26 protein-coding genes and 1 pseudogene are annotated in these 26,732 nt (G+C 66.9%); 4 read left to right on the forward strand and 23 right to left on the reverse strand.

Translation table 11 applies throughout. The annotated features are described in order from the left end of the window. The first annotated feature begins 44 nt into the window (after positions 1 to 44). A pseudogene (locus AC5Y6Y_RS14090) lies at positions 45 to 1,167 on the forward strand (phosphodiester glycosidase family protein). Here AC5Y6Y_RS14090 and AC5Y6Y_RS14095 read toward each other — a convergent pair. The 14 genes from AC5Y6Y_RS14095 to fadD5 form a co-directional block, all read right to left on the reverse strand. Next, the gene (locus AC5Y6Y_RS14095) at positions 1,160 to 1,843 is read right to left on the reverse strand and encodes a YoaK family protein (protein WP_473138888.1); all 684 of its coding nucleotides are present in this window, start codon (positions 1,841 to 1,843) and stop codon (positions 1,160 to 1,162) included. The pseudogene AC5Y6Y_RS14090 and the gene AC5Y6Y_RS14095 overlap by 8 nt on opposite strands. Before the next feature lie 9 nt (positions 1,844 to 1,852). Then, positions 1,853 to 2,584 carry a mammalian cell entry protein gene (locus AC5Y6Y_RS14100; RefSeq protein ID WP_463827960.1) on the reverse strand — a complete coding sequence of 244 codons (732 nt, stop codon included), beginning with the start codon at positions 2,582 to 2,584 and terminating at the stop codon, positions 1,853 to 1,855. Next, entirely contained in the window at positions 2,551 to 3,102 is a 552-nt protein-coding gene (locus AC5Y6Y_RS14105) for an Rv1363c family protein (protein ID WP_463827959.1), read from the reverse strand. The genes AC5Y6Y_RS14100 and AC5Y6Y_RS14105 overlap by 34 nt, the downstream gene beginning before the upstream one ends. Further along, complete coding sequence (locus tag AC5Y6Y_RS14110) at positions 3,099 to 4,076, reverse strand: RDD family protein (RefSeq protein WP_463827958.1); 978 nt, start codon at positions 4,074 to 4,076, stop codon at positions 3,099 to 3,101. The genes AC5Y6Y_RS14105 and AC5Y6Y_RS14110 overlap by 4 nt, the downstream gene beginning before the upstream one ends. Further along, positions 4,073 to 4,792, reverse strand: coding sequence for an Rv1363c family protein (locus AC5Y6Y_RS14115; protein ID WP_473138887.1), 720 nt, complete (start codon positions 4,790 to 4,792; stop codon positions 4,073 to 4,075). Before AC5Y6Y_RS14115 ends, AC5Y6Y_RS14110 begins: the two co-directional genes overlap by 4 nt. Then, entirely contained in the window at positions 4,762 to 6,321 is a 1,560-nt protein-coding gene (locus AC5Y6Y_RS14120) for an MCE family protein (RefSeq protein ID WP_473138886.1), read from the reverse strand. Before AC5Y6Y_RS14120 ends, AC5Y6Y_RS14115 begins: the two co-directional genes overlap by 31 nt. Next, entirely contained in the window at positions 6,315 to 7,487 is a 1,173-nt protein-coding gene (locus tag AC5Y6Y_RS14125) for a virulence factor Mce family protein (protein ID WP_473138885.1), read from the reverse strand. The genes AC5Y6Y_RS14120 and AC5Y6Y_RS14125 overlap by 7 nt, the downstream gene beginning before the upstream one ends. Beyond that, positions 7,484 to 9,097, reverse strand: coding sequence for a virulence factor Mce family protein (locus AC5Y6Y_RS14130; RefSeq protein WP_473138884.1), 1,614 nt, complete (start codon positions 9,095 to 9,097; stop codon positions 7,484 to 7,486). The genes AC5Y6Y_RS14125 and AC5Y6Y_RS14130 overlap by 4 nt, the downstream gene beginning before the upstream one ends. After that, entirely contained in the window at positions 9,094 to 10,656 is a 1,563-nt protein-coding gene (locus AC5Y6Y_RS14135) for a virulence factor Mce family protein (protein ID WP_463827953.1), read from the reverse strand. The genes AC5Y6Y_RS14130 and AC5Y6Y_RS14135 overlap by 4 nt, the downstream gene beginning before the upstream one ends. Next, the gene (locus AC5Y6Y_RS14140) at positions 10,653 to 11,693 is read right to left on the reverse strand and encodes a virulence factor Mce family protein (RefSeq protein ID WP_463827952.1); all 1,041 of its coding nucleotides are present in this window, start codon (positions 11,691 to 11,693) and stop codon (positions 10,653 to 10,655) included. The genes AC5Y6Y_RS14135 and AC5Y6Y_RS14140 overlap by 4 nt, the downstream gene beginning before the upstream one ends. Then, the gene (locus AC5Y6Y_RS14145) at positions 11,690 to 13,021 is read right to left on the reverse strand and encodes an MCE family protein (RefSeq protein ID WP_499930106.1); all 1,332 of its coding nucleotides are present in this window, start codon (positions 13,019 to 13,021) and stop codon (positions 11,690 to 11,692) included. Before AC5Y6Y_RS14145 ends, AC5Y6Y_RS14140 begins: the two co-directional genes overlap by 4 nt. Before the next feature lie 4 nt (positions 13,022 to 13,025). Next, positions 13,026 to 13,895 carry an MlaE family ABC transporter permease gene (locus AC5Y6Y_RS14150; protein ID WP_473138883.1) on the reverse strand — a complete coding sequence of 290 codons (870 nt, stop codon included), beginning with the start codon at positions 13,893 to 13,895 and terminating at the stop codon, positions 13,026 to 13,028. Position 13,896: 1 nt separating this feature from the next. Beyond that, a complete protein-coding gene (locus AC5Y6Y_RS14155; RefSeq protein ID WP_463828028.1) occupies positions 13,897 to 14,634 on the reverse strand; it encodes an MlaE family ABC transporter permease in 738 nt (245 codons plus the stop codon). Positions 14,635 to 14,943: 309 nt separating this feature from the next. Beyond that, the gene (fadD5, locus tag AC5Y6Y_RS14160) at positions 14,944 to 16,590 is read right to left on the reverse strand and encodes a fatty-acid--CoA ligase FadD5 (protein ID WP_473138882.1); all 1,647 of its coding nucleotides are present in this window, start codon (positions 16,588 to 16,590) and stop codon (positions 14,944 to 14,946) included. A gap of 174 nt (positions 16,591 to 16,764) precedes the next feature. Here fadD5 and AC5Y6Y_RS14165 point away from each other — a divergent pair, with 174 nt between their 5' ends. After that, on the forward strand, positions 16,765 to 17,466 hold the full coding sequence (locus AC5Y6Y_RS14165) for a GntR family transcriptional regulator (protein WP_463827948.1): 702 nt from the start codon (positions 16,765 to 16,767) through the stop codon (positions 17,464 to 17,466). Here AC5Y6Y_RS14165 and AC5Y6Y_RS14170 read toward each other — a convergent pair. After that, positions 17,459 to 17,896, reverse strand: coding sequence for an SRPBCC family protein (locus AC5Y6Y_RS14170; RefSeq protein WP_463827947.1), 438 nt, complete (start codon positions 17,894 to 17,896; stop codon positions 17,459 to 17,461). The two genes, AC5Y6Y_RS14165 and AC5Y6Y_RS14170, sit on opposite strands and share 8 nt — an antisense overlap. Positions 17,897 to 17,924: 28 nt before the next feature. Continuing rightward, positions 17,925 to 18,392 carry an acyl-CoA thioesterase gene (locus AC5Y6Y_RS14175; protein ID WP_473138881.1) on the reverse strand — a complete coding sequence of 156 codons (468 nt, stop codon included), beginning with the start codon at positions 18,390 to 18,392 and terminating at the stop codon, positions 17,925 to 17,927. Between the two features lie 14 nt (positions 18,393 to 18,406). Here AC5Y6Y_RS14175 and AC5Y6Y_RS14180 point away from each other — a divergent pair, with 14 nt between their 5' ends. Together AC5Y6Y_RS14180 and AC5Y6Y_RS14185 are read left to right on the forward strand one after the other, a co-directional pair. Continuing rightward, positions 18,407 to 19,513, forward strand: coding sequence for an alcohol dehydrogenase catalytic domain-containing protein (locus AC5Y6Y_RS14180; protein ID WP_463827945.1), 1,107 nt, complete (start codon positions 18,407 to 18,409; stop codon positions 19,511 to 19,513). A gap of 11 nt (positions 19,514 to 19,524) precedes the next feature. Next, positions 19,525 to 20,907: a sensor histidine kinase gene (locus AC5Y6Y_RS14185; RefSeq protein ID WP_463827944.1), complete on the forward strand. Its 1,383-nt coding sequence runs from the start codon at positions 19,525 to 19,527 to the stop codon at positions 20,905 to 20,907. On the opposite strand, the gene AC5Y6Y_RS14190 is transcribed toward AC5Y6Y_RS14185, so the two are convergent. The 7 genes from AC5Y6Y_RS14190 to AC5Y6Y_RS14220 are packed head-to-tail and all read right to left on the reverse strand — an operon-like array spanning position 20,895 to position 26,684. Next, positions 20,895 to 21,818: an alpha/beta hydrolase gene (locus tag AC5Y6Y_RS14190; protein WP_473138947.1), complete on the reverse strand. Its 924-nt coding sequence runs from the start codon at positions 21,816 to 21,818 to the stop codon at positions 20,895 to 20,897. The two genes, AC5Y6Y_RS14185 and AC5Y6Y_RS14190, sit on opposite strands and share 13 nt — an antisense overlap. After that, positions 21,815 to 22,522: an SDR family NAD(P)-dependent oxidoreductase gene (locus AC5Y6Y_RS14195; protein WP_473138880.1), complete on the reverse strand. Its 708-nt coding sequence runs from the start codon at positions 22,520 to 22,522 to the stop codon at positions 21,815 to 21,817. The genes AC5Y6Y_RS14190 and AC5Y6Y_RS14195 overlap by 4 nt, the downstream gene beginning before the upstream one ends. After that, positions 22,519 to 23,259: an HpcH/HpaI aldolase family protein gene (locus AC5Y6Y_RS14200; RefSeq protein WP_473138879.1), complete on the reverse strand. Its 741-nt coding sequence runs from the start codon at positions 23,257 to 23,259 to the stop codon at positions 22,519 to 22,521. The genes AC5Y6Y_RS14195 and AC5Y6Y_RS14200 overlap by 4 nt, the downstream gene beginning before the upstream one ends. After that, positions 23,256 to 24,224, reverse strand: coding sequence for a zinc-binding dehydrogenase (locus AC5Y6Y_RS14205; RefSeq protein ID WP_473138878.1), 969 nt, complete (start codon positions 24,222 to 24,224; stop codon positions 23,256 to 23,258). Before AC5Y6Y_RS14205 ends, AC5Y6Y_RS14200 begins: the two co-directional genes overlap by 4 nt. A 1-nt stretch (position 24,225) precedes the next feature. Next, positions 24,226 to 25,398, reverse strand: coding sequence for a cytochrome P450 (locus tag AC5Y6Y_RS14210; protein ID WP_473138946.1), 1,173 nt, complete (start codon positions 25,396 to 25,398; stop codon positions 24,226 to 24,228). Positions 25,399 to 25,433: 35 nt separating this feature from the next. Beyond that, complete coding sequence (locus AC5Y6Y_RS14215) at positions 25,434 to 26,138, reverse strand: NIPSNAP family protein (RefSeq protein WP_473138877.1); 705 nt, start codon at positions 26,136 to 26,138, stop codon at positions 25,434 to 25,436. Positions 26,139 to 26,144: 6 nt separating this feature from the next. Further along, the gene (locus tag AC5Y6Y_RS14220; RefSeq protein WP_473138876.1) at positions 26,145 to 26,684 is read right to left on the reverse strand and encodes a hypothetical protein; all 540 of its coding nucleotides are present in this window, start codon (positions 26,682 to 26,684) and stop codon (positions 26,145 to 26,147) included. Positions 26,685 to 26,732 lie beyond the last annotated feature (48 nt).

A 26,732-nucleotide genomic window follows, 5' to 3' on the forward strand; every position in this document is an offset into this window, starting at 1 on the left:
CTGTGACATAAGTTGACAGTGTGACAGATGTGACTAATCCTGGGATGGTTCCTGTTCACCCGAACCGGGCCGAAAGGGTTTCCCGTGCTGACGCCATCTGCCGTGTTGCGCAGGCTGACGGCGAGTTGCGCCACCCTCGCGGTGTGCGTCGGCCTCGCAAGCACCGCCGGGCAACCGCTGGCCCGCGCTGCCGATGCGCGCGAGTTGCTGGAACAGGCCATCGCCACCACCAAGGGAACCTATCTGGTCTACAACTTCGGCGGCGGTCACCCGATGCCACTGCTCGACGGCTCGGGTCGCGCATACGAGATGAACAACGGCGGGCATCTGGTGATCATCAAGAGCGCGTCGTCGCGCCTGCAGCCGCACCTGCTGGTCGACAGCCACACCGGCGACCAGGCCAAGTGCGAGAACAACCCCGGCGCGCGCACCGGTGAAGGCCTCTGGCAGGCCTCGGAGACCTATGCCCCGCTGCAGGCCTGGGCCCGGATGGGACAGCCGACCGTCGCGATCAACGCGAACTTCTTCGACGTGCGCGGCCAGAAGGGCGGGTCGTGGCGCGACACCGGCTGCAGTTCGCCGCTGGGCGCCTTCGTGGACAACACCCACGGGCAGGGCCGCGCCAACCAGGCCGTCACCGGCACCGTCGCCTATCCGGGTAAACAGGGCCTCTCCGGTGGCAACGAGTCCTGGACGTCGCTGACGACGATGATCATTCCGGTCGGCGGAGCGCCATATGTGTTGCGGCCCAAGGGCAGAGAAGACTACGACCTCGCCACGCCAGTGATCCAGGATCTGCTGAACAAGAACGCGAAGTTCGTGGCGGTGGCCGGCATCGGTCTGCTGTCGCCCGGCAGCACCGGCCAGCTCAACGACGGTGGACCCAGTGCGGCGCGCACTGCGCTGGCCTACAACAAGCAGAAGGACGAGATGTACATCTTCGAGGGTGGCAACTACACCCCCGACAACATCCAGGACCTGTTCCGCGGCCTGGGCAGCGACACCGCGGTGTTGCTCGACGGTGGCGGCTCGTCGGCGATCGTGCTGCGCCGCGACACCGGCGGCATGTGGGCCGGTGCGGGGAGCCCCAAAGGCTCCTGCGACACCCGTCAGGTGCTGTGTGACTCCCACGAACGGGCACTGCCCAGCTGGCTCGCGTTCAACTAGGCCCGAACCGGAAGATCAGCATGCTGACCACGGTGATGCCTGCGGCCAGCGCGAGCACCGGAGCGACCACCAACCGCGTCAGCGTCGCACCCAGCACCGCCCCGGCGCACATCGTCAAAACCACGCTGTAGCGGAGCTTTTCGCGACTGCCGGTGCCCCCGGCCAGCCGGCTGTCCACCCCGAGGCCGACGATCGTCGACGTCAGCACCGTGGTGGTGAGCTCCTGGACGCCGAACTGGCGGGCGGTGGCATGCTGCAGTCCGTAGGCGATCGACAACCCGGCGATCAGAAACAGCTTGCTGTTGTCGTGGTAGCCGCAGACGCCGGTGCCCGCGGCGATCGACAACGCCGCCAGCAGGGCCGCTTCGGTGCCCAGCGCGGTGGTGAGCCAGGTCCTGATCCGATCGCCGAAATAACGCATCATCCTGCCCCCAAGAATGGTCCCGGCGACGAAGGACGGGAACGCAACCAGGGCCGCGGTCAGGTCCACGTTGGCGTCGGGGGCGAACCAGAAACCCAGGAAAATCACGTTGCCGGTCATGTTCGCCACGAACACGTGGCCGAGCACCAGGACACTGATCGCATCGGCCAGCCCCGTCGAGAAGGTCAGCAGCAGCAGGGCCGTGACGGTCAGCCGATGCGAGACCGGGGACGAGACAACCGCGGCGGCAGCCAACGACGACCGCTACAGGTTGGGTTTCACATCCAGCGAGGTGACGGTGTTCATCCTGGTCACCTTCCAGTGGTCGTCGACGAGCTTCATGGTGAGCAGGTACGCCAGATACTGCAGGGTCGGGATGTTCTTGGTCTTCGGGCTGGTGGTGGAGGTGTTGGTGTACACGATGACCGTGGCGTTGGGGCCGTTGAGCGACTCCACGGCCACCCCGGTGACCTCGGTGGAGTTGGTGATCTTGGTTTGCTTGCTGGGTGCGGAGATCTGATCGATCATCTTGCGGTACTGCGCCTGGAAATCACCGGTCAGGTAGTTGGACGCGCGATCGGACAGGCTGTCCATGTTCTCCGGGGTGTAGCTCCACAGCGTGGTGACCGTGTTCACCGCCGCGCGAGCCACTTTCAACTTGATGTCCACCGTAGCGCGCTCGGCGAGGTAGGGCTGCACGGTGGCTCCGGCGAACGCTGCCGACCCCACGAAGGCGGCAGCTAGCAGTGCGACCACCGCCGCGACCCACCGGCCGGGCCGCTTCTTCTTGGCAGCTTTCTCCGGAGCCGCCGGCTCGGCGCTGCCCGCCTGCGCATCTTCCGCGGTGTCGGGGGTCTGCTCAGTCTCAGCGTCAGCCTCAGCCTCAGCCTCAGCCGACGTGTCCGGCGCGGCAGTGGCTACCGTGTCGTCTGCCGTGCGAGTGTCGTCATCGGCCGCGACGGTCAGATCACCTGCAGCAGGTTGCTGATCTTCCACTGATTCCCTTCCTGCTTCGCCGTTGCCGACCAACGGTTGGTGTTCTCCAGGACCTGCTTGCCGTCCGGCGTCTTGGACGTCACGTCGGTAGCCACCAGGACGGTGACGCTGCCGTCGTCGTTCCACCGTTCCACCCCCGCCTCCAGGACCGTCCCGGTGGCGCGCTCGGCACGCGCGACCTGCAGCAGGATGTCGTTCGCCTTTTCTTCGTACTGCTTGTGGAAGTCGCCGGTCGCCTGGGCCAGAACCCGGTCGACGTAGTCGTTGGCGTGGAACGGATCGATGGACGTGAAGCCGGTCATGAACCATTTGACGTAGTTGACCGCCGATGTCTCCCGTTCGGCGGTGCGGTCCCGGCGGACGTGGTCGATCAGCATCAGGGTGGACAGTGTGACCGCGGCGACCATCAGCAACGTCGCGGCGGTCGCGACGATCCGCAGGTCCCGGCGCCGCGGCGGCACCGGCTGCGCGACCAGCAGCGACAGCTCGCCGGGCGCGAACTTGCGGCGGGGGCTCATTTGCCGCCTCCCGGCGGTTTCGGCTTGGCCAGCACGGTGAGATCGTCGACGCGCCAACGATTGTCGCGACCCTTGAAGAACTTCACCCGCACGCTGGCGGAGATGTAGCGCGTCTCCGGACCCGACCCGCGCCGGCCTTGCATGAACAGCAGCATCGTCGCGCGGTCCCCGGCAGCCGAGAGCACCGAGCTCGCCGTCACCCAGTACTCGTTGACGACCGGATGGCCCTTCTCCACCGACTGCTGCTGAGCGGCCAATTCGGGACGGTACCTGTCCGTGGTCAAGGAGAGGGCGCGGGCGAAGTCGTCGCGCAGGGTGGCCGGATCGTAGGTCAACATCTGGGCGACGAGCTTCGGCCCCTGGATGGAGATCTCGGCGCGGGTCTGGTCGATCGCGCGGGCCGGCTGATAGCTCGCCTCATAGCCCACGCCGACGGCATCCATACACACCGTGGCCGCGACGAGCAGTGCCACGACCGTCCATTGCCGCACCTTCTCGTGATGCTCGTGCGGTACCACGCGCAGCACCTCGGTACGGGTGAGCATGTCGGCGAATGTGCGGCGTTCGGAATCCCACAACGGCCACAGCCAGCCGAGCAGCAGCGCCGCCGTATCGAGCAGGTGAGCCACCTCGCGGACCAGCAACCACCACGGGCTCAGTTCGGCGCCGTCCCGCCGCGACACCGCGATACCGAACAACGCCCGGCCCAGACTCCAGCCGGTGAGCGTCGGCAGCAGCAGTCGGTTGACCAACACCGCGAGCACCACCGCGCCCAGCGCGGCGATACAGACCCACCACCAGGCGTCGCGGGCCGGCAAGGAGAAGGACACCACCGCCAGCGAGACCGCCGCCGCAAGACCCGGCAGCACATCCACCGAGAATGCGGCGGCGCGAAGGTGCCAGGGCGCCAACGCTTTCTCGGGCAGGTCCTGGGCGATCGTCGTGGTCTGGATGTCCTCGACCACCATCGTCACTTCGTCACCACTTCGAGTTTGGAGATCTTGTAGGTGCCGTCAGTCGGTTCCATCCGCACCCGCAACCGGTAGCCCGACAGTTGGTCCTGCGCCTGCGCGTTGGACACCTTGACTTGCAGAGCGACCAGGACGTCAACCGAACTGTCCGGATTGTGCCGCTCGACGGCCGCCCGCAGATTGGCCACCTTCAGGTGCACATTGGCGGCCTGGTACGCCTGGACGAGCATGCTGCTGTACAGCAGCGCCTGGGTGCGGTACTGGTCGGTTCCGCAGTCGATGATCTTCTGTTCGCTGGCGGCCATGCTGTCGGTGTCGGGGGCCTGGGTCGCAGCGACGCATTCCTTGGCGATGCGCAGTGCGGTCGCGTCGTTGCGCGCGTCGGCCTGGAAGTCTTTGTGATAGCGCAGTGCGACGTAACCGCCGGCCGCGACGGCGCCGGTGAGGATGACCAACACCGCGGCGATGCCGATCAGCCAGCCGCGATTCAGCCGCGACGGGCGCCGCTCGGGAGCCGCGTCAGCCGCATCCCGGGATCCGTCGTTCCCGTCGGTCGACTCGTCGACCGACGACACGTCTGTATCCGCGGTCTGCGCCTCAGAGTCTGTCGGGTCGCCTTTGACCAGGGATACCTTCGCATCCGTGGTCTCTGCCTGGGTACCCGGCGAATCGTCCTCGTCGATGGGGTTCAGCCGGCCGGTGCCAGCATCTCCTTCCATCCGTCGTCTCCTGTTTTGGTTGAGTTCTCGACGGAGTATGTCACCCCGTCGGGCCCTACCAGCTGACCACTCTGCGGGCTGTACACAGCGGACGGGGGCCCGCCCGGAGTGTAGACGCACGGGTTGGGCTGTTGCCCGTTGCAGTTGACCGCGCCCGTGCCGGGTCGCGTCAGCGGGTCGCTCTTCGGCGGCGGCGTCAACCCTCCCGGCGGCAGTCGGTCCGCAGGCATCGGGTTCAGGCCGTTGTTCACCGACGGCGCCGGCACCACCAGGCCGGGCTTGACCGGCTGGTCGCACCGCGCTCCCGGCGCCGGGCAGCTCAGCAGCTGGTTCGGGTCGCCGTACCAGGGGTTGGTACCCGCCGGCTCGTACGGCTTGGTGCTGCGGCACTCCCTCGGCGTGGCGGCCCGCTTGCCGGGCACGTCGACACACGGAATGTTGCGCGATCCGCGCACGCTGTTCGCCGGCGTGTCCATCGGAATCTTGCAATACGTTCCGACCGGCAAGGGTTGGTCACTGGTGTCGGCGAACGACCGCCACTGCGACGCCGGGATGAACCCGGTCAGGCACGGCGGCGGCTGGTTGATCGCCAGCGCCAGGTCCAGCGCGGCCTGGTTCGGGAACGGCGCCCCCACTGTCTGGGCGATCGAAGCGCCCTGCGGCAGGAACACCACCACCTGTTCGAGACCCTTGTGGTAGCGCTTGAGCAGGTCGAACACCACCTCGAGGTTCGCCAGGGTCTGCGGCAGCGAATCCCGCACGTCGGTGAACACCTGGTTCACCTGGTCGGCGGTCGGCGCGGCCTGGGTCAGCACGCTGCGCAGATGCTGATCTTCCGCCGCGGTCTGGGCGGCCAGCACGTTGAGGTTGCGCGACCAGCGTTCGATCGCACTACCCGAGGTCACCTGACTGTCCAGGACCGGTCCCGAGTGCTGGATGATGTCGTTGATGTCGGTGATGTTGGTGCGGAAGTCGCCCACGATCGCCTGAGTGGCGTCGACCAACCGCTGCAGCGCCGGACCCAACCCGCCTACCGCCAGTGCGGTCTCGTCGAGCAGCTGCGGGATCTTCTCCTTGGGCAACACCGCCAGCCCGCGGTTGGCGGTGTCCAGTGCCGGTCCGATCTCGCTGGGCACGGTGCCCTTGGTGATGGTCTGGCCCGCCGCGAAGAACTTCCCCGGGTTGCCGTCGGACACCAGGTCCAGATACTGCTCACCGACCGCGGAGACGGAATGCACGTTGGCCACGGCGTCGACCGGGATCTTGTAGCGACTGTCGATGCTCAACTTGGCCTCGGCGCCCTTCGCGGTCGGCACCACGTCTTCGACTTTGCCGATCGTGATGCCGCGGTACGTCACGTTGGACGTCGGGTACAGACCACCGGAGGCCGGCAACTCCGCGGTGAGTTCGTAGCGCCCGATGCCCACCAGGGTGGGGATCTGCAGGTAATAGATGCCCAGCACCGACAGTGCCACCACGGTCAGGGCCGTGAAGATCATCAGTTGGCGTTTGACAAAGGGAGTCAGCATTGGCCTCGCTCCGCCCTTTCCACCAGCGGTCCGCCTGGCGCGTCGTTCGGGTTCGACGTGTACCGAACGTCCGGGATCATCGACTCCGGGTCACGCCCGAACGACTGCTCGATCGCACGCAGCAGACCGGAGAACCCGGTACCGGTGAGCACCGCGTTGTCCACCGAGCTCAGCGTCACATCCAGCGTGGCGTTGACGTTTAAGTAGTCGCCGCGGAACACTGCCGGCACCGAGTCGATGTCGAACGGCTGGGTCAGGATGATCTTCAACGCGCCGATCAGGTACGGCGAGCCCTTGCCCAGTTCCCGCAGCGGGCACTGCAGCGATTGCAGGTCGCTGTGCAGGTCGCTGCGCGCCTCGGACAGGTACTGGTCGGTGACCCGACTCAGCCTGCCGACCGAGTCCACCGCGTTGATCAGCAGGTTCCTGGTGTCGGCGAAGTGCTTGAGCAACGGCGGGAAATCGGTCAGCACCCGTTCCAGCACGTCGTTGCGATTACCCACGTACCCGAGCAGCCGGTTCGTGGAATCGATGGCGTGGGTGATGTCGTTGCGCTGCTCGTTGAGCTGGCGGGTGAAGGTGTCGAGTTTGCCGAAGAATTCCTTGATCTGGGTGCCCCGGCCCTTGAGGATCGCGTAGACCTCGTTCTGCAGCACTTCGAGGTTGGGAATGCCGCCACCGCGCAGGATCAGGGAGACCACGGCCAGCGTCTGTTCGATGTTGGGATACACCGACGAGTTCTTCAGATCGATCCGGTCGCCGTTTTTCAGCAGTTCCTTGGACGGGTTCTCCGGGGCGAGCAACTCCACGTGCTGCGAACCCAACAAGCTGGTCTGGCCGATTTTGAGCTGGGCGTTGCGCGGCAGCTTGACGCCCTTGTTCAGGCCGAGGGTCAGCGTGGCTATCCAGTTCTTGAGCTCGATCTTGCGAATCGAACCCACCTCGACGTCGGCGACCATCACCTTGCTGTTGCCGTTGATCGCCAGGGTGTCCGGCACCTGGGCATAGACGGTGAACGCCCCTTCCCCGCTGCCCGGCGCACCGGGCAGGGCGACCTGGGAGATGCCCTTCCAACCACACGAACTCAGCATCAGTGCCGCCACCAGCAGCACCGCTGCCCGCCAGGTTCCGCGTCGGAACCTGGGCAATATCCCCGACGCGGTCACTGGCCCCCTCCTGCTTCAGCCGGCAGCGGCGCGCCGACCGGCGCATTCAACGCGGGCCCGGGAGCCGCGGGAGTCGGTGCGACCGGTCCCGGGATCACGTTGGGTCCGGGTGGTGGCGGCTGCACCGGCACCGGGGCGTTCAACGCCACCGGTGGCACCACCGGGTACTCGTCATAGGCGTTCGGCGGTCCCGGCGGGGTCTGCAGCGTGGACTGGATCGGCCCGATGTCGGGTCCGCCCATCAGCTCGGCCAGCGACTCCGGGGTCATCAGACCCGCGGTGATCGGTCCCACCTGCACGCCCTGCATGCCCGGGGCCACCACCCAACCCTGCTGGGTGTTGCGGTGTGACAACGGGGTGTCGGGCACCCAGATACCGGGCACCGTCGTGTCCTTGTACCCGGGCGGCGGCCGCAGCCGCTCTTCGGAGTAGGCGACCATCTTGGGCAACACCTCGGCGGTGTTGAAGGTGTTCAACCCGAACGGGAAGTAGTTGAACTTGATCGAGTCCAGGATCGGCGCCAGGTACTGCGCACACAGTTCCGCGGACTCCTGATATCCCAGCCGGCTACCCGCCTGCACCGAGCTGCAGATGAACTGCATCGGGTTGGCGAAGCTGGTGATCTCCGGAACGGAGACCACCGAACCGTGTGACGGGTGATAGATCTGGTTCACATTTGCTGCGGCCGTCGGCAGGACGTGCAGCGCGGTCTCCAGACCGTTCAACGATTCCGGTTGCAGCAGGGTGTTGGTTACGTCGGCCAGGTTGTTGACGTCGTGGGTCAACACCTCATGGTTCTTGTCCAGGAACGGCCGGATCGTGGTCAGCAGCTCGTCGAACTGCCGGACCGCCGCGGCCAGTGCCCCGTCGGTGCTGGCCAGCCGGCCGGTGACGTCCGCCAGGTTCTGGTTCAGCGCGACGAACTGCTTGTCGTCCTGATGCAGGGCGTTGACGAACAGCGCCAAACTCTTGACCACCGCGAAGAAGTCGGTGCGGCCCTCGTTCAGCGCCGTCAGCGCCTTGGACAGGTTGTCCAGCGTGGAGTTGAGCTGGCGGCCCTTACCCGACAAACCGTTGGCGAACGAGTTGATCACCTCGCCGAACGGGCCGGTCGGCTGCGCCTCGGTGGGGCCCAGCTTCGAGATGATGTCGGTGATGCTGTTGCGCAGGTCGTCCCACTCCACCGGCACCTGCGTGCGGCTCATCGGAATCACCGCATTGTTGGCCAGCACCGGTCCACCCTTGTACGCCGGCTCCAGCTGGATCGCCCGCGACGCCACCAGGGTGGGGTTGAGGATCATGGCGTGCGCGTCGGCCGGCACCTTGTACTGGTTCTCATAGTGGAACGTGACCTTCATCTGGTCACCGGCCGGCTCGATCTTGTCGATCCGGCCCACCTTCAGGCCCATGATCTGGACTTTGTCACCTGGATACAGCGCGTTCGCCGCGCTGAAGTAGGCCGTCACCGTGTTGTTGGTCAACTTCTGGTACAGCTTCCAGCCGACGACCGCCAGGACGAGCGCAATGATCACGGCCAACGCACCGATGATCACCGTCGCCCGGTTCATCTTCGGTAGCCGGATGTTGCGGATGTCAAAGATGGTGCTCAATTCTGGCTACCTCCCGCTGCGCCACTGCCACCGGCTCCGCCTGGATTGATGAACGGCGCCGGCAACTGGTTCCCAGGTCCGGGCTGCGCCGGCGGACCGGGTGGCAGTCCGGGTGCGAACGTCGACGGTGGTCCGACCGGTCCCGCCGGCCCCAGCGGTTCGGTGCGCGAGCCCGGCGGGCTGTTCGGCGGAATCGGCACGGGCGTCCCGGGCACATCCGGCGCCGGTTCACCCGGTCGTCCGGCGATGGGCAGACCCGGCACGTACGGCACCCCGTTCGGGTTGGGCGGCGAGGACTGTACGTCGAACGGCGCCGGGAAGCCCATCCCGCCGAACGGACCGACATTGAGCCCCATGCAGGGCAGCGGGTTCTGCGGCGTCGGGATGCCGTCGGGCGGCGGCGTGTACGAGCACGGCGATCCGGGCGGCACGGCCGGCCCCGGGTGCTCCGGGGTGCCTTCCAGCACCAGCGGTCCCGGCGGCGGCGCGCCATTGGGGAACCGGGTGCCGTTGGGGTCGGGGAACCGGTAGGCCGGGAGCCCGGCGCTGCGCCAGAAGTTCTCCGGGTCCAGGCCGCGCTTCTTGAAGGCGGCGTCGATGAACGGCTGAATGATCTGGCCCGGGACCAGGTTGTGGATGACGACCTTGAAGAAAGGCCCCGATCCGATCGACTCGTTCAACGACGGGAGGAATCCACCGACCATCTGCAGGCCGTCGGCCACGTCCTGCTTGCGCTCGCGCAGCGTGTCGCTGACGATCCGCAACTGTTCCAGCACGTGGTTGAGGTTCGGGTTGTCGTTGATCAGGCCCTGCACCTGGGTGGAGAACGCGGCGACGTTGCCCAACAGGTTGTCGATCGCGCGGCCGCGATCGTTGAAGGCGGCCAGCAGCGTCTTGGCGTTGACCAGCAACCGGTCCACCTGCTGGCTGCGGTCGCCGAGCACGCTGGCCACCTGGTTGGCCTGGGCCAGCAGGTGCTTGAGCTCCTCGTCGCGCTTACCGAGGGTGTCGGAGAACTTGGACACCCCTTCCAGCGCCGGGCTCAGCTGCGGGTAGGTCTGATCGATGGTTTCCGAGAGCACGTGCAGCGACTGCTTCACGCTGTCGATCTCCCAGCCGCGGGCCGCTTTGGTGACGTCCAGGAAGGCGTCGTAGATCTGGTAGGGCGTGGTGCTCTGTCCCAGCGGCAGGACGCCGTTGGGCCGCAGCGGCTGGTTGCCGCGCGCCTCGATCTCGAGGACCTTCTTGCCGAGCAGTGTGTCGGTGCGGATCTGCAGCCGGCTCTCGGTGCCGATCTTCTCGACACCGATCGAGAACTTCATCACGATGTGGTCGCCGTCGATCTTGATGGCCTCGATCTTGCCGGCGTCCATGCCGGCGATGCGCACCTTGTCACCCTTGTTCATGCCGCCGGTGTCGGTGAACTGCCCGTAGTAGTAGGGCTTGGCCATCAACATCGGCACACTGGTGAAGCTCTGGCCGACCCCGATGACCAACAGCGTCACCAGGATGCCCATCAGCCCGATCTTCAGCCGATTGGGGGGCTCCAGCGTTCTCATTGCGGCGCGCACCTTCCTGTCGGCTGGTGGAAGAGCCGGACGGTACGAACCGGACCACCGGCCTGCAGACCGTTGATACGGAGGCTGATGTCGCAGGAATAGAAGTTCACGAAGTCGCCGTAGGACCCGATCGCACGTCCGATGTGGTTCAACGCACTGGGCACGCTGTGCAGGAAGTCGTTGAGCTGCTGACGCTGGTCGATCAGCGGCTGCTGCACCGCGTCGAGGTAGTTGACGGTCCGGTGCAACAGCGCGCGGTCCTCAGCCAGCAGATCGGCGACCGTCCCCGCAGCGTTGCTGATGTTCGCCGTCCCGCCGGCCAGTCCGTCACTGTGATCCTTCAACCCGGTGATCAGCACCTCGAGGTTGTTGACGGTCTGGTCGAAGTCCTTGCGGTGCCGGACGGTGGTGTCCAGGACCTTGTTCAGGTTGTTGATCACCTCACCGATGGCCTGGTCACGCTCGGCCAGCTGGGACGTGAGCTGCGAGGTCTGGGTCAGGATGTTGTTGATCGTGCCGCCCTGCCCCTGGAACGCCATGACCAGCTCTTTGGCGATGGTGTTCACCTTGCCCGGGTCCAGCGCCCGGAACACCGGCTTGAAACCACCGATCAACGCGTCCAGGTCCAGGGCCGGCGACGTGCGCGACAGCGGGATCAACCCGCCCGCCGACATGACCTTGTCGACACCGTCCCCTTCCCCGCGCCGCAGCTCGAGGTAGCGGTTCCCGATCAGGTCGAGGTAGCGGATCTGGGCCGTCGTCGACTGGTAGAGAGGTATGGCGCGGTCGACGTCGAAGTCCACCCGCACCCGCCGGCCGCCGTCGAGCAGCTGAATGTTCTTGACCTTGCCGATCTCCACTCCGGAGGCCCGCACGAACTGGCCCGACCGCAGCCCGCTGACGTTGCTGAACTCCGCGGAGTAACTACTTGTCCGGTCAAAGCGGATCTGACCGAACACGATGATGATCATGACGCTGAACATCAGCAGCACGAAGGCGAAGATGCTGAGCTTGACTAAAGTACCGGTGATTTTCATGGGTTGATCGTGTTGTCCCCTACTTGACGGCCCCAGACGTACTCAAGGACATAGGGCGAACCGGTTTCCAGGTGGTTGTACGGCGCGATGCTGTTTCCGCTGTCCATCACAAGTTCCGGTGCCGGCCAGAGCTGACGGGTGATCTGCTGCCAGCAACCCGGGGCACCGCCGGGGCCGCCGTGTGCGTTCACCCGCGGCAGGTTCTCCGGCCACATGTAGGGGTTCGGTGCGCCACCGACCAGCCCCGCGGCCAGCCCGCCGACCTGGGAGAGCAGCAGCGGCACCAGCGACACGGGGTTCAGCAGCGCACCCAGAGCGGAGAGGATCTCCGAGTGGGTGTTCAGCGAGTAGCCGTTGCCGCCCAGGAAGCTGCGGACCAGCTGCGGTTCCACGTCGTGGTAGTTGCGCAACGTGCAGTACAGCTCGGGGCTGTAGGTGTCCAGCAACTCCGCCGTGGGCTTCAGGTCGTGGGCGCCGCGGGCCAGGTACGGGCCGCCGCGCTCGAAGACGTCGGCGCCGGTGTTGCCGAATCCGGCCGCCGCCAGCAGCGCCTGGTCCAGGTCCCGCTGCTGCGCGTTGATGGTTCGCGCGGTGGGCACCGCGTTGTTGAGGAAGTCCAGCAGGTCGGGCGCGGCGTTCGCGTAGGTGTCACCGAGAGCCGCCAGCCCCTGGATGTCCCGGCGAGCCTGGGGCATCTGCGGGTTGATGTCTTCAAGGATCGCGTTGCCGTTGACGATGGACTGGCCGAACCGGTCGCCCAGCCCGGTCAGCGCCTGCGCGGCCGCGCTCAGCGTCAGGTTCAGCTTGACCGGGTCGACCTTCTCCGAGATCGAGGTCAGCGTCTGGAACACCGTGTTGATCTCGGTGGTGACCGCTGAGGCCCGGATGGTGCTCTTGGGCGAGAGATGGCCGCGGGAGATGTCCTTGCCCTTGGCGTCCTTGGGCGTGGTCAGCGACACGTACTTGCCGCCGAACACGGTGGTGGCCTTGATCTGGGTGTCCACGTTCTCCGGGACCACGCCTTTGGGCCCGAGGTACTGCGGGTAGATCTCCAGGACGAACTTCGCGACCGGCTTGCCGTCGCGGGTCTCCTCCGAAATGCTGCCGACCCGGCCGATCTGCACGCCGTTATAGGTGACCTTGGAGCCGGGGTCCATCACCAAGCCGGCCCGCTCGGAGTACATCGTCACTTTGTCTTTGGACGTGAACCCGCCGCGGAACTGGATGTAGACCAGCGTCAGGATCAGCGCCAGCACCAGCATCGAGGCGATGCCTACAGTTTTATAGGGCGGGCTGGAGATCTTGTTGACCTTGCCTGGACCAGTCATGTCGCTACACCGTCAGTGCGAAGTTGGGGTTGACGCCGTAGAGCGCCAACGCGGCGGACAGGACGACTATCTGGACCGACACCAGCGAGAACCGCATGGATCGGCCGACGGCCTCGCCGACGCCGACGGGACCACCGCCGGCGTTGTATCCGTAGTAGCAGTGCGTCACCATCACGATCGCGGCGATGATGATCGCCTCCAGGAAGGACCAGAACACGTCCTCGGGCCGCAGGAACGTTCGGAAATAGTGCTCGTAGGTGCCGGTCGACTGCCCGTACAGCGCAGTGGTGACGATCTGCGGGGACACGAACGACATGATCATGGCCAGCGCATAGAGCGGGATGATCACCACCAGGCCGGCGACCACCCGGGTACTGGTCAGGAACGAGATCGAGTTGATGCCCATCACTTCGAGGGCGTCGATCTCCTCGGCGATACGCATGGCGCCCAGTTCCGCGGTCGCGCCGGCGCCGACCGTGGCCGCCAGCGCGATGCCGGTGACCACCGGCCCCGCGATACGCACGTTGATCAGCGCGGAGAAGAACCCGGTGAAGGCCTCGACACCGATGTTGCCCAGCGACGCGAAACCCTGGATGGCCACCAGCGAGCTACCCGAGAGAGTCACGAATCCGACGATCGCGGCGGTGCCGCCGACCACGGCCATCGCACCGGTGCCCATCCCGATCTGGGCGATCAGGCGCAGCGTCTCCTTGCGGTACACGTGGATCGCGTGCGGAATCTGGCCGATGCTCTTCAAGATGAACCAGGCCAGTTCACCCGTGGTGCCGATGCCCCGACCGACGCTGCCGACGGTCTTGTTGAAGTTGGCGACCGTCCGGGGGAACCGGGACCGCACTACCGCTGATGTCGACATGTCAGCGCCCCGTCCCGAATCGCACACCGATCGTGGTCAAGATGACGTTGACGGCGTACAGCGCCACCACGCACAGCACCACGGTCTCGTTCACCGCCGTCCCGAGCCCCTTGGAACCGCCGCTGACCGTCAGCCCGCGGTAGCAGCCGACCAGGCCGGCGATCAGTCCGAAGGTCGCCGCCTTGACCATGGCGATGATCACCTCGGGCAGGCCGGTGATGGTGGTCAGCGTGGCCAGGTAGGCGCCGCCGGACACGTTCTGCAGATAGACGCCGAAGAGGTAGCCGCCGACCAGCCCGACGGTGATCACCAGAGCGTTGAGCAGGGTGGCGACCACGGTCGCGGCGATCACCCGGGGAACCACCAGGCGGTGGATCGGGTCGATGCCGAGCACCTCCATCGCGTCGATCTCCTCGCGGATGGTGCGGGCGCCGAGGTCGGCGCAGATGGCGGTGGAACCGGCCCCGGCGACCACGAGCACCGTGGTCAGCGGTCCGAGCTGGGTCACCGCACCGATCGCCGCGCCGGCGCCGGAGAGGTCGGCGGCGCCGAACTGGGCGAGCAGGACGTTGAGCGTGAAGATCAGCAGCACGGTCAGCGGGATGGAGACCATGATCGTCGGCAGCAGGGCGACGCGCATGATGAACCAGCACTGCTGGATCAGCTCGCGCCACTGGAACGGCCGACGGAACAGGGCGCGGCCGGTGAGCACGCACATGCGGAAGAATCCGCCGATCATCGTCAGCGGCGTTTCCAGCTGGTCGCGGACATAGCCCACCAGGTGTGGACGCGAAGATGTCGTCACGACTGCTCCCTCACAGCGAAATCCCCATCAAACTGGGGCCGCTCACGTCGCGGCAGTGCGGCGGATGGTGGTGCACGCCTCCTCCTTGCCCCGACCCTACGAAAGTGACCCAGCGCTCCCTACCCGCAGGTAGTAACGGAGACCACAGGAATGTACCCGATGGTCGCCCGGGTGGGTACCGCAACTCGACAATTGACATTTCGTCAGCACCTGGCAAACATTTTGAGCCCGTCGAATTTCCCCTCATGTCGTTGAATCTCTTGTCGCAGAGACCTTTTCAGTGCCACCATGACCCCCATACCGAACCCGCAGCTCAGTTTTGAGCACCTTCCCGGCGGGGTTGCGGGGCAGTGCGTCCACGATCTCGAGCGCCTTGGGGTGCTTGTACCGCGCCAGCCGCTCGGTCAGGTACTCATTCAGCTCTTCGATATAAAGGTGGCCTTCCGTTACAGCGGCCACCGCGATCGGCACCTCACCCCACTTCGCGTCGGTCCGTCCGATCACGGCGACCTCGACGATGCGCGGATGACCCGCCAGGACGTTCTCCACCTCGGCGCAGTAGATGTTCTCCCCGCCGGAGATGATCATGTCCTTCTTGCGGTCGACCACCCAGACGTAGCCGTCGGCGTCCATCCGCACCAAGTCCCCGGAATGGAACCAGCCGCCGGCGAACGCCTCCGCGGTGGCCTCCGGGTTGTTCCAGTAGCCGCTCATCAATGTCGGTGCGCGATAAACGATTTCGCCTACCGCACCGACGGGCACGTCGTTCATGTCGTCGTCGACCACGCGGGCGGCGACGGTCGGGATCACCTTGCCCACCGAACCCCGTTTGCGGATCGCGTCGTCGCCGAGCAGCATGCACGTCACCGGTGACATCTCGGTCTGCCCGAACGCGGCGAGTATCTGGGTGCCGGGAAACATCTCAGACATCTGACGCAGCAACACATCCGGCGCCGGCGCGGCGCCCCATGACATCACCCGCAAACACAGGTCGCGCGGCCTGGCCCGCTGCTCTGTGCACACCGCCTGCCACTGCGCGGGAACCAGGAAGATGCCCGTGACCCGCTCGGCCTGCAGCACGTCGAGCAGTTGCCCGGGGTCGAAGGCGCCGAGCGGATAGATCACGGTGGGCAGGCCGAGCAGCATCCCGCCGAGCAGGTTGCCGATTCCGGCGATGTGGAAGAGCGGGACGCCGACGAAGCCGACATCGTTATTGAGGTCAACCCTGTTCGTGTAGAGCATGGTCATCGTCTGACCGGTCAGATTGGTGTGGGTGAGCACCGCCCCTTTGGGTCGTCCGGTGGTGCCCGAGGTGTACATGATCAGGGCCGGCGATTCGTTCGGGATGTCGATCAGGCCCGGCGGCTCGCCCGCCTCACTCATAAGGTCTTCATATAAAAGGGCGCGGTCGTCGGTGCCCGCGCCCGCTGCGCCCCCCGCCACCACCACCGTCTGGAGCAGCGGGGCGATGTCGCGGACCCCGAGGGCGACCGACGCCAGCACCGCTTCGGTGACGATCACCCGGGCTCCGCTGTCCTCGACCAGGAAGGCGATCTCGGTGGGCGTCAGCCGGAAGTTCAGCGGAACGGCGATGGCCCCCAGCATGTTGGCCGCCAGCATCGACTCCACGAATTCGGTGCGGTTGAGCATCAGCACCATCACCCGGTCGCCGAAACCCACCCCGCGCCGACTCAGCGCCCCGGCCAGGGTTCCGACACGGTGCCGCAGGTCAGCCCAGGTGATGGTGTTGCCCAGAAAACGCAGCGCGGTGGCTCGCGGCTGCATCATGGCGTGCCGCTCGAGTTGGTTGACCCAGTTCTGCCGACGAGCCAGGTACGGCTGCTCGTAGGCGAGGGCCTGGGTAGCGTGGCCGGCGAGTTGCGCGGTCAACTCATTCCTTTCACTGCCTTTTGTCTGGTCACTCAAGCACCGCTTGCGTCATGCTGATATTTGATAAAACATGTGTTGTGTGGGTCACATTAACGGGCACAAGAGCCGTTAACAAGGCCCGGCAACACACCCGAGACGAGACCGATAAGCGCCTGAAAGGCCTGGCAGGCCCACGTGAACCCACCCTTGCCGGCAGCGTCGTCCAAGGCTCGACGCCGTCGGCCGCTACGTCGGTCACAGCTGTCCGACGAGGTTGCCGGCCACCTACGCGCCGCGATCATGTCCGGCAGTCTGCGGCCGGGGACCTTCATCCGGCTGGACGAGACCGCTGCCGAGCTCGGGGTCAGCATCACCCCGGTGCGGGAAGCGCTGGTGAAGTTGCGCGGCGAAGGCATGGTGCAGCTCGAGCCGCACCGCGGCCATGTGGTGCTGCCGTTGACCCGGCAGGACATCAAGGACATCTTCTGGCTGCAGGCCACCATCGCCCGGGAACTGGCGGTCACCGCCACCGACCGCATCACCGAGCTCGAGATCGCCGAACTTGAACGCATCAACGACCTGCTGGGCTCGGCCGTCGGCGCGGCTGACGCCGAGGCCATCGCGACCTACGAATTCGCGTTCCACCGGGTGTTCAACCAGGCCAGCGGACGGATCAAGCTGGCCTGGTTCCTGCTCAACGCCGCGCGCTACATGCCGGCGCGGATGTATGCCGCCGATCCGCAGTGGGGCGAGGCCGCGGTGAGCAACCACCTGCACTTGATCGCCGCGCTGCGCCGCCGGGACGCCACTGCGGTCGTCGACCACACGGTATGGCAGTTCACCGACGCGGCCCAGCGGTTGACCGAGGTGCTGGACCGGACCGGGATTTTCAGCTAGCCAGCTGCTCGGCGCGCTGTTTGACGTTTTCGGCGAGCTGATCCAACACGTTGTTCAGCAGCATCTTCACCATCGGCGGCGGCACCGGCATGCTCGGCTCGACGTCGATGTCCACGGTCAACAGGCTGCTGGGTCCGGTGGCCACCACGCTGAACAGCTGCTCCTGCTTGGTGAACAGGTCGCCCTGCTGCATCACGGTCTGAATCTGGTTCTCACCCGGGTAGTACACGGCGTGGATGTAGACACCGTCGATGCCTTGCACGGAGGTGTCCAGGCGCACCTGGCTGGCGCGGCCGTCGTCATAGCGGGCCAGCACCCACGCGCCCTTGACCCCTTCGTTCCACTCCGGGTAACGCTCGATGTCGGAGACGATGCCCATGATGGCGTCGGCATCGGCGCTGACCTCGACGGTCTTGCTCATAACTGGCATTGGCGAAGTGTACTGGTGGCCGCGGTGCTCAATCGGTGCAGGCGGTCGCCAGTAACGGCCGGATCGTCTCGGGGATCGGGACGGGTCTGCGGGTGCTCCGGTCCACGTAGACGTGCACCCAGTGGCCCAGCGCGGCGATCGGTTGCGGGGCTTCCGTCGCCCGGAACACCCCCAACCGGTACGTGACGCTGCTGCGGCCCAACCGGGTGACCGCCAGACCCACCGACAGCTCGTCGGGGAAGGCGAGTTCGGCGAAATACCGGCAGCCCGACTCCGCGACGATGCCCAGTTCGGGGATGGTCAGCGGGTCGACGCCGGCCTCGTTCGCGATCCACCCGTTGATCGCGGTGTCGAACAGTTGGTAGTACACAGCGTTGTTGAGGTGACCGAACATGTCGTTGTCGGCCCAGCGGGTGAGCACCGGCCACAGCACCGGGAAGTCGCTGCTGGTCAGGTCTCCCCGCCCGGACGGAACACCGGGCGTAGCGGAACTCATGGTTGTATTCCAACATGTCTGCGATCCGGGGCGCGGTGCTCGAGCGGATCGGTGCACCCCGGCCGTATGCGCAATCCCGGCCGATCAGCGTCACCGAATTGAACCTCGCCGGTCCGGGTGCCGGCGAGGTGCTGGTCCGCATCGAAGCCGCCGGAGTGTGCCACTCCGATCTGTCGGTGGTGGACGGCAACCGGGTCCGGCCGGTGCCGATGTTGCTCGGGCACGAAGCCGCGGGCATCGTCGAATCGCTCGGTGCCGGCGTCAGCGGGTTGACCGTCGGCCAGCGGGTGGTGCTGGTGTTCCTGCCGCGCTGCGGACACTGCCCGGCCTGCGCCACACAGGGGCTGACGCCGTGCGAACCGGGCAGCGCGGCCAACAACGCCGGCACGCTGCTGGGCGGTGGCATCCGCCTCGCCCGCAGCGGTCACCCGGTCTACCACCATCTCGGCGTCTCGGGTTTCGCGACGTACGCGGTGGTCAACGCGGCCAGTGCGGTCGCGGTGCCGCCCGACGTGCCGGCCGGGGTCGCCGCGCTGCTGGGGTGTGCGGTGCTGACCGGTGGCGGCGCGGTGCTCAATGTGGGCAACCCCCGGCCGGGACAGTCGGTCGCCGTGGTCGGACTCGGCGGTGTCGGCATGGCGGCGGTGCTCACTGCGTTGACCTTTCCCGACGTGCGCGTCATCGGTGTCGATCAACTGGACGAAAAGCTTTCGGCGGCAACAGCTTTGGGTGCACATGAGACCTACACACCGCAGCGGGCCGAGGACGCCGCGGTCAAGGCCGATGTAGTCGTCGAGGCCGTCGGCCATCCCGCGGCGCTGCAGACCGCGATCGGGCTGACCGCGCCGGGCGGACGCACCGTCACCGTCGGACTGCCGCCACCGGATGCTCGAATCAGTGTGTCGCCGTTGGGGTTTGTCGCCGAAGGCCGGTCGCTGATCGGCAGCTATCTGGGTTCGGCGGTGCCCAGCCGTGACATTCCCCGGTTCGTCTCGTTGTGGCAGTCGGGCCGGTTGCCGGTGGAAGCGCTGGTGTCCTCGACGATCCGGCTGGACGACATCAACGAGGCGATGGACCATTTGGCCGACGGCACCGCCGTGCGTCAACTCATCACCTTCTGACGGGGCGGGACATGTCAATCAACGATCGGGTGTCCCGGTTGCTGCGGTTGCCGCTGCCGCTGGTGTCGTTGCGCACCATCGTGATCGTCGCGGCGATGTCGGTGATCGCGCTGGTCATCATTCTGGGCACCTGGGTGTGGGTCGGCGTCACCAACGATCAGTACAGCCAGCTGGATCGCCGGCTGGACTCGGTGAGCAGTCTGGGCGACGTGAGCACGCTGCTCAGCCCACCACGCCCGGACGACGACCAGCCGGCGCCCGACGACCGGGTGGCCCGCACGGTGCGGGTGGGCGGCGAGATTCGGTCGGTGCCCAGCGGAGTCGTGCTGCCCGCGCTGCCACCCGGTTACGTCACCACCACGATCGACGGCGTCCCCTACCGGGTGCGCACCTTCACCGCCGGCGACGCCACTGTCGCCCTGGGTGCGCCGCTGGCCCAGGCCGAGGACCGGATCGACCGGCTACACCTGCGGGTGCTGCTGATCTGCGGCAGCGTCATCGTCGGCACCTTCCTGGTGGGCAGCGTGATGTGGTTGATCATGATCAACCCGTTCCGGCTGCTGGCTCAGCAGGCCCGGGCGATCAACGCGCAATCCAAGCCGGACGAGGTGCAGGTCCGCGGGGTGTGGGAGGCAGTGGAGATCGCCGAGGCCGTCGAAGGCATGCTGGCGCGCATCGGCGACGAACAACAGCGCACCAAGGACGCCCTGGACTCGGCCCGCGACTTCGCCTCCGTCGCCTCCCACGAGTTGCGCACCCCGCTGACCGCGATGCGGACCAACCTGGAGGTGCTGGCCACGCTGGAGTTGCCCGCCCGGCAGCGCGAAGAGGTGATGGCTGATGTGATGCGCACCCAGAGTCGCATCGAGGCCACCCTGTCCGCGCTGGAACGCCTCGCCCAGGGCCAGACGATCACCACCGACGACTTCGTGCCGGTGGACATCACCGAGTTGCTGGACCGCGCCGCGCACGACGCGGAGCGCAGCTACCCCGGGTTGACGGTGTCGCTGTTGCCGTCCCCGACGCTGCTGATGCTGGGCCTGCCCACCGGTCTGCGGCTGGCGGTGGACAACGCGATCGCCAATGCGGTCAAGCACGGCCACGCCGAACGGGTGCAGCTATCGGCGGTCAGCTCCCGGGCGGGCGTGGAGATCGCGATCGACGACGACGGCACCGGTGTACCCGAGCACGAGCGCGAGACCGTCTTCGACCGGTTCTCCCGGGGGTCGACGGCGTCGCACTCGGGATCCGGTCTGGGCCTGGCCCTGGTGGCACAACAAGCCGAATTGCACGGCGGCACCGCATCTCTGCACGCCAGTCCGCTCGGCGGCGCGCGGCTGCTGTTGCGGCTGCCCGGCCCACGCCCGCCCGGCGAGACGGCTCAGTCCGGGTAGAAGACTTTGGCCAGGGCCTCGCCCTGCAGCGCGAAAAGCCTTTGACTGGAGGACCATTCGGGCAGCAGCGAGTCGAATCCGTGACATGCGCCGGGAAATACGTGCAGTCCGGTGCCGACCCGCGCGCGCAGCATCCGCAGCGCGTATTCGACCGCCTCGTCCCGGAACGGGTCGATCTCGGCGCAGGTGATCAATGCCGGTGGCAGACCGGCCAGTTCGTCGCGGCGGGCGGGAACCGAGATCGCCGACGGCGCCTGCCCGCCCAGATAATGCCGCCACATCAGCTGCGCACCCTCGCCGTCGAAGGCCGGGGTGGCGCGGAATTCTGTCATGGACGCGGTCCGGCGGTCGTCCAGGACCGGCTGGTGCAGCAGCTGAAAAACCAACGGCGGCAACCATCCGTCGGCCGCGCCGTGCGCCAGGCAGGCAGCCAGCGCGGCGCCGGCGCTGCTGCCCGCGACGGCCAGCCGAGCCGGGTCGACCTCCAGTTGCGTCGCACTGCCGGCCACCCACCGCAGCACCGTGACGGCGTCCTCGAGCGCCGCCGGAAAGGGATCCTCCGGCGCCAGCCGGTAGTCGACCGACACCACCGAACACCGTGCGCGACGGGCGAGTTCGATGCACTGGCGATGGTCGGTGTCGAGGTTGCCCAGCGCGAAACCGCCTGCGTGGCAGTAGACCACAGCCGGCGCCGGCCGCGGGCCACCCCGGTAGATGCGCACCGGCACGGTGCCGGCGACCGCGTTCTCGATGTCCACCCCGGGCGCGCCCTGCGCGATTTCGGCGCGGCGTTGATTCATCGAGTCGCGGATCAGCGGGATCGCCTCGGCGGTGAAGACAGTCCGGGTGACCGCCACGGCGCGCAGGACGGGATGCAGCCGCTCGACGGCCTGTAATTGCCTGGTGCTCATCGGATCTGCAGACACTGGCCACCGTCGACGACGAGTTCCGACCCGGTGATGAAGGACGCCTCCTCGGACACCAGAAAAGCTACCGCGTCGGCGATCTCGGCCGGCCGGCCGAGCCGGCCGAACATCGCGACCGCGGCCAGCCGCTGCTGGATGTCCTGGTCCAGCATCGGGGTGGCGATCGGGCCGGGGAACACCGCGTTGACCCGGATCCCGTCCGGTGCCAGCTCGGCCGCCGCGGTCTGGGTCAACCCGCGCAGCGCCCACTTGGCCGAGCCGTAGGCACAGTGCTGTGGGAACGGCCGGATCGCTCCGGTGCTGCAGATGTTGACGATCGCGGCGCCGTCAGCCACACGCAACGCCGCCAGTGCGGCACGGATGCCGAGGAACGCACCCATACAGTTGACCCGCCAGGAGTTTTCGAAGTCTTCGACTGTTTCGTCGCCCAGCGCGGCGCGATGCAACACCCCGGCGTTGTTGACCAGCGTGGTCAGTGCGCCGAACCGGTCGACGGTGGCGGCGACGGCGGTCTCCCACTGGACCGGGTCGGTGATATCGAGCGGGATCGCCAGCACCGCGGCATCGGTGTCAGTGCCGACGGCTCGCAGATCGCAGGCCGCCACGGAATACCCTTGCGCACTGAGCTTTTGCACGATCGCCGACCCCTGCCCGCCGGCGGCGCCGGTGACCAACGCGACGCGGGTCATGGCGCGGTCGCCTCACGCAGGTGCTCGGCTGCGCCGCGGCGCAGGGCCTGCGATTCGGCCGCCAGGGTAATCATCTGAAATCCCATCCTGGACAGCGTATTACCCGTCGGGCCGTCACTGCCATGGATGCCGGTGACCAGGCCGGCGGCGATGGCCGCGCGCTGAATCCGCGTGATCGCATCCTGCACCTGCCGGTTCCCGACGGCGCCGACCACGTCGAGGCCCATCGAGATCGCCAAATCGGCCGGTCCCACATAGATTCCGGCCAAGCCGTCGACGGCGCAGATTTCGTCGATGTCGGCCACCGCGGACGCGGTCTCGATCATGGCGAACACACTCGCCCGGGATTCCAGCGCGGCCGGGTCGTGGCCGAGGCTGGCCCGCAGCGGCCCGAAGCTGCGCACCCCGGCGGGCGGAAACCGGGTCGCTGCGACCGCCGCGGCGGCCTGGTCCGCCGATTCGATCATCGCGATGATCACCGCGTCCGCCCCCGCGTCCAGCACCCGGCCGATCGGCGCCGGGTCGGCGTTGGGCAACCGCACCGCCGTGCCGATCGGGACATGCTCGAGGCGGCGCAGCATCCGTGCGACGTCGGCGTCGTCGAGATAGCCGTGCTGGGTGTCGAATCCGACGTAGTCGTATCCGGCCTTCGCGAATTCCTCGGGTCCGATCAGGGTGGGCCCGGTGACCCAGCCACCCCAGATGGGCCGGTGCAGGCCGGTCTGGAAGATGCTCATCGGGCGATCGCGATCTTGACCCGCTCGGGGACCGGGCGGCACGCGAGGTCGAACGCGGCCTGCACATCCTCGACCGCGAAGGTGTGCGTCAGGTACGCCTCGAGCAGCTCCGGATGCCGAGCGGCGAACTTACCGGCGTCGCCCAGGACCCGCCGACGATCCAGTGTCACACCGGATTTCAAGGTCAGATTGTTGCGCAGCATGGCGCGCATGTTGATCGGGTAAGCGTCGTCGTCGGCCACACCGAAGTAGAACACGGTGCCTCCCGGCGCGGTGGCACTGATGGCGTGGTTCAGGGTGGCCACCTGGTGTCCGACCGCCTCGATCACCACGTCGGCACGGTCGGCGGCGGTGAGCCGGCTCGCCCACCGGTCGCTGGTGGCCCGTACCGCGTCGTCGACTCCAAAAGTGCGGGAGACGTTTTCGCGATCGACCGGGTCGACGCCGGTGACGCGCCGCGCTCCGGCCGCTTTGGCGACGTAGGAGAACAGCAGCCCGATCGAGCCCTGCCCGATGACCGCGACGTGCCGGCCGGTGAGGTCCGGCAGCTGTTCGCAGGCGTACAGCACACAGGCCAGCGGTTGCAGGCCGACTGCCTGCGCGGGTTTCAGGGCCGGGTCGTAGGGTGCCAGGCCGTCGCCGTTGCTGATGACGCGTTCCATCAGCCCGTCGAAGCCGGATGCCCAGCCCACCACCAGGTCACCCGGACGATGATCGGGGTGGCGGCTGGCGATCACCTCCCCCGCGACTTCGTGGATGGGAAAGCCGTCCTTCTCCGCCGCACTGCGCCCGTCGTCACCGGGCAGGCGGCCACGGACGCCGCGGAACGCGGGCAGATCACTGCCGCACACGCCGGCGGCCAGAAATCGCAGCAGCACGTGACCTCGCGTGAGGTCGGCCGCCGTCTTGTCGGGGATGTCGGTTCTTTCGAACAGGTAGGGGGCGATGATCCGATAGGACCACACGTCAGACCTCCACCGGGACGTTGTTCCAGCCCCACTGGAAGCTCGACGGCAGCCGGGTCGCTTTGTCGTCCTGGATCGCGAAGTCCGGCACCCGGCGCAGCCATTCCTCCAGCAGCACAGCCACTTCCAGCCGGGCGAGGTGGAAACCGAGGCAGAAGTGCTGACCCCGACCGAACACCAGCGAACGTTTGATCGGCCGGTCCCAGATGAATTCGTCGGGGTCAGGGAATTCCCGCTCGTCCCGGTTCGCCGACGCGAGCAGGGTGATGACGCGTTGCCCGGGCTCGATGGTCTGGCCGTGGATGGTGAAGGGTTTGCGCGCGGTGCGGGCAAACCATTGTGCGGGTGCACAGTAGCGCAGTATCTCCTCGCGGGCTATCTGCACGTTGGTGGCCAGGTCGGCGCGCACCGCGGCCATCTGGTCGGGCCGGCGGCTGAGCTCCCAGAGGCCGGTCGCCACGATCTTGGGCACGGTCTCGGTGCCGCCGATGAAGACGCACAACATCTGGGTGGCGACCTCGACATCGCTGAGCCCGCTGCCGTCGGGCAGCCGGTAACCGAGCAGCCCGTCGACGATCGGCAGGGCTTGTGGGGTGCCGGCGCGGTGACGTTCGACCACCGGGACCAGGAATTGCAGGTAATTCGGCCGGGATTCGGCGGTGTCGACACCTTCACCGGGCTGGGCCAGGCTTCCGGCGTTGACCGCCGCCAGTACCTGCGCCGCGAGTTCTGTTGGGATGCCGAGTAAGTCGCACACCATCGACGCCGCGACGATGCCGCCGTACTCCTGGGTGAGATCGAACCCACCCCGGGGCAGCAGCAGGTCGAGGCGTTCGTTGGCCAGCGCGCGGATGCGGTCCTGCAAGGCGGTGACCGACCGCGGCCGGAACGGCGCAGAGTGCGCACGGCGGATCTCGCCGTACAGATCGGCGTCGAACACGGCGTGAAAAGGCATGGGATGCAACGGTGGATCGGCGACCGGCCCGTCGTTGTGCCTGGCCAGCACCGATGCCGGCGGCAACGTTCCCTCCGACGCGACAAAGGTGCCGTCGTTGACTTCCAGCACCCGCCAGATGTCGTCGAACCGGGAGAGCGCGAAGGTATCCCACTGCGGCAGGTAGTACACCGGGTATTCGTCGCGCAGGATGCGGTAGTAGGCGGGAGGGTTGGCCATCACCTGCGGGTCGAAGGGGTCGTAGCGGAAGTCCTTCACCGCAACGGCGACGGTGGTAGCGCCTGCAGGATCGAATCCTCCCAGCCGTCGCGCAGTGCGGGCGCCACACTCATCCAGGTGACGATCTCCGCCGGTGGGCTGTCCTTCCACGACGGGTAGTGGTTGGCGAAGCACGCCCAGCCGCCTTCGAGCGCCCAGTAATGGATCACCTCGTTGAACCGGAAGGTGGTGGTGAAGGAACCGAGCCAGTGTTTGCCGGTGCTTTCCGACCACGGGACGTAGAGCCGCTCCAGTTCGCGGATGTAGTCGTCCTGACGGCCAGGCTTGGTCTGCATGATCTCCTGAATCACCAGCGATGCACTGAAATTGGCTTCGGTGAGTTGCGCCAGACTCCGGTTGCTCGGGCCCGCGTACATGATGCGTCCCTCCCCCTTGGCACCGATGTCGGACAGGAACGCCGACCATGTGCCGGCCGCCGCCTCGTGGCTGCCGCCGCGGGCCTGCGCGGCGCCGATGCGTGCGTAGTCGGAGAACCCGTCGAGCTCCCAGATCACGGTGACCTGCGGCCAGTGGCCGTTGAAGGGGGTGGATTCCCAGATCGCGAACAACCGGGCACCGAGGTCCTGCATCATCGGCTGGTAGGTGTCGGTGAACACCTCGGTGAAGCGGTCGCTGCGTCCGGAGCCCAGGTCGATCGTCTCGTGCAGGTACAGCAGCGTGTGCCGGTAGTACTTCTTCATCCCCGACTAACCCAGCCAGGCCGAGTCGGTCAGCAACTTTTCCGTGGGAGCTATTGAGAGACAAGGGATTCCGGCGGCACGTAACGCCTGCCCCTTGAACGCGCGGGCAGCGGCGCTGAGCCGATAGCTGGTGCTGGTCAGCCCACGAGTGACCCCCAGCGGCCAGCCCTCACCCCACAGGGCGACCTCGGTGCCCCGGTTGCGTTGCTTGTCCAGGGCGCGGCGAACCACCTCACGGACGCAGTCGTAGGCAGTCAGAGCTGCCACGCTGGCCGCCAGACCGTGACCCATACCCGCCATGTCGAAGTCCGATTCCAGGTCCAGTACCTCGACTCCCAGAATGCGCAGCGGCCGGGAATCGTAGCCCTGGGGCAGCATCACATTGACTTCCCAACCGGCCATCACCCGGTCGAACAGCCAACCGCCGGCCGTCTGCACCACATCGTTGGCGTCGGCGGCCAATACGTCGAGCCGGTGCCGCAGGACCTGGCCGTCGTCGCGCGGGCGCCGCGCCGCACTCGTCACATCGATTGTTGAGATGACCATCAATCCGTACCTGTCGCGCTAATCATGGGCTGTGGACAGCGTGACAGT

It is taken from the genome of Mycobacterium sp. NGS24, assembly GCF_059813065.1.

Excerpts from the sequence above, each read along its gene's own strand:
- AC5Y6Y_RS14105 (WP_463827959.1), bottom strand. The coding sequence starts at position 3,102 with ATGAGCCCCCGCCGCAAGTTCGCGCCCGGCGAGCTGTCGCTGCTGGTC.
- AC5Y6Y_RS14115 (WP_473138887.1), bottom strand. The coding sequence starts at position 4,792 with ATGGAAGGAGATGCTGGCACCGGCCGGCTGAACCCCATCGACGAGGAC.
- AC5Y6Y_RS14120 (WP_473138886.1), bottom strand. The coding sequence starts at position 6,321 with ATGCTGACTCCCTTTGTCAAACGCCAACTGATGATCTTCACGGCCCTG.
- AC5Y6Y_RS14135 (WP_463827953.1), bottom strand. The coding sequence starts at position 10,656 with ATGAGAACGCTGGAGCCCCCCAATCGGCTGAAGATCGGGCTGATGGGC.
- AC5Y6Y_RS14140 (WP_463827952.1), bottom strand. The coding sequence starts at position 11,693 with ATGAAAATCACCGGTACTTTAGTCAAGCTCAGCATCTTCGCCTTCGTG.
- AC5Y6Y_RS14145 (WP_499930106.1), bottom strand. The coding sequence starts at position 13,021 with ATGACTGGTCCAGGCAAGGTCAACAAGATCTCCAGCCCGCCCTATAAA.
- AC5Y6Y_RS14150 (WP_473138883.1), bottom strand. The coding sequence starts at position 13,895 with ATGTCGACATCAGCGGTAGTGCGGTCCCGGTTCCCCCGGACGGTCGCC.
- AC5Y6Y_RS14155 (WP_463828028.1), bottom strand. The coding sequence starts at position 14,634 with ATGATCGGCGGATTCTTCCGCATGTGCGTGCTCACCGGCCGCGCCCTG.
- AC5Y6Y_RS14170 (WP_463827947.1), bottom strand. The coding sequence starts at position 17,896 with ATGCCAGTTATGAGCAAGACCGTCGAGGTCAGCGCCGATGCCGACGCC.
- AC5Y6Y_RS14175 (WP_473138881.1), bottom strand. The coding sequence starts at position 18,392 with ATGAGTTCCGCTACGCCCGGTGTTCCGTCCGGGCGGGGAGACCTGACC.
- AC5Y6Y_RS14180 (WP_463827945.1), top strand. The coding sequence starts at position 18,407 with ATGTCTGCGATCCGGGGCGCGGTGCTCGAGCGGATCGGTGCACCCCGG.
- AC5Y6Y_RS14185 (WP_463827944.1), top strand. The coding sequence starts at position 19,525 with ATGTCAATCAACGATCGGGTGTCCCGGTTGCTGCGGTTGCCGCTGCCG.
- AC5Y6Y_RS14190 (WP_473138947.1), bottom strand. The coding sequence starts at position 21,818 with ATGAGCACCAGGCAATTACAGGCCGTCGAGCGGCTGCATCCCGTCCTG.
- AC5Y6Y_RS14195 (WP_473138880.1), bottom strand. The coding sequence starts at position 22,522 with ATGACCCGCGTCGCGTTGGTCACCGGCGCCGCCGGCGGGCAGGGGTCG.
- AC5Y6Y_RS14200 (WP_473138879.1), bottom strand. The coding sequence starts at position 23,259 with ATGAGCATCTTCCAGACCGGCCTGCACCGGCCCATCTGGGGTGGCTGG.
- AC5Y6Y_RS14210 (WP_473138946.1), bottom strand. The coding sequence starts at position 25,398 with ATGGCCAACCCTCCCGCCTACTACCGCATCCTGCGCGACGAATACCCG.
- AC5Y6Y_RS14215 (WP_473138877.1), bottom strand. The coding sequence starts at position 26,138 with ATGAAGAAGTACTACCGGCACACGCTGCTGTACCTGCACGAGACGATC.
- AC5Y6Y_RS14220 (WP_473138876.1), bottom strand. The coding sequence starts at position 26,684 with ATGGTCATCTCAACAATCGATGTGACGAGTGCGGCGCGGCGCCCGCGC.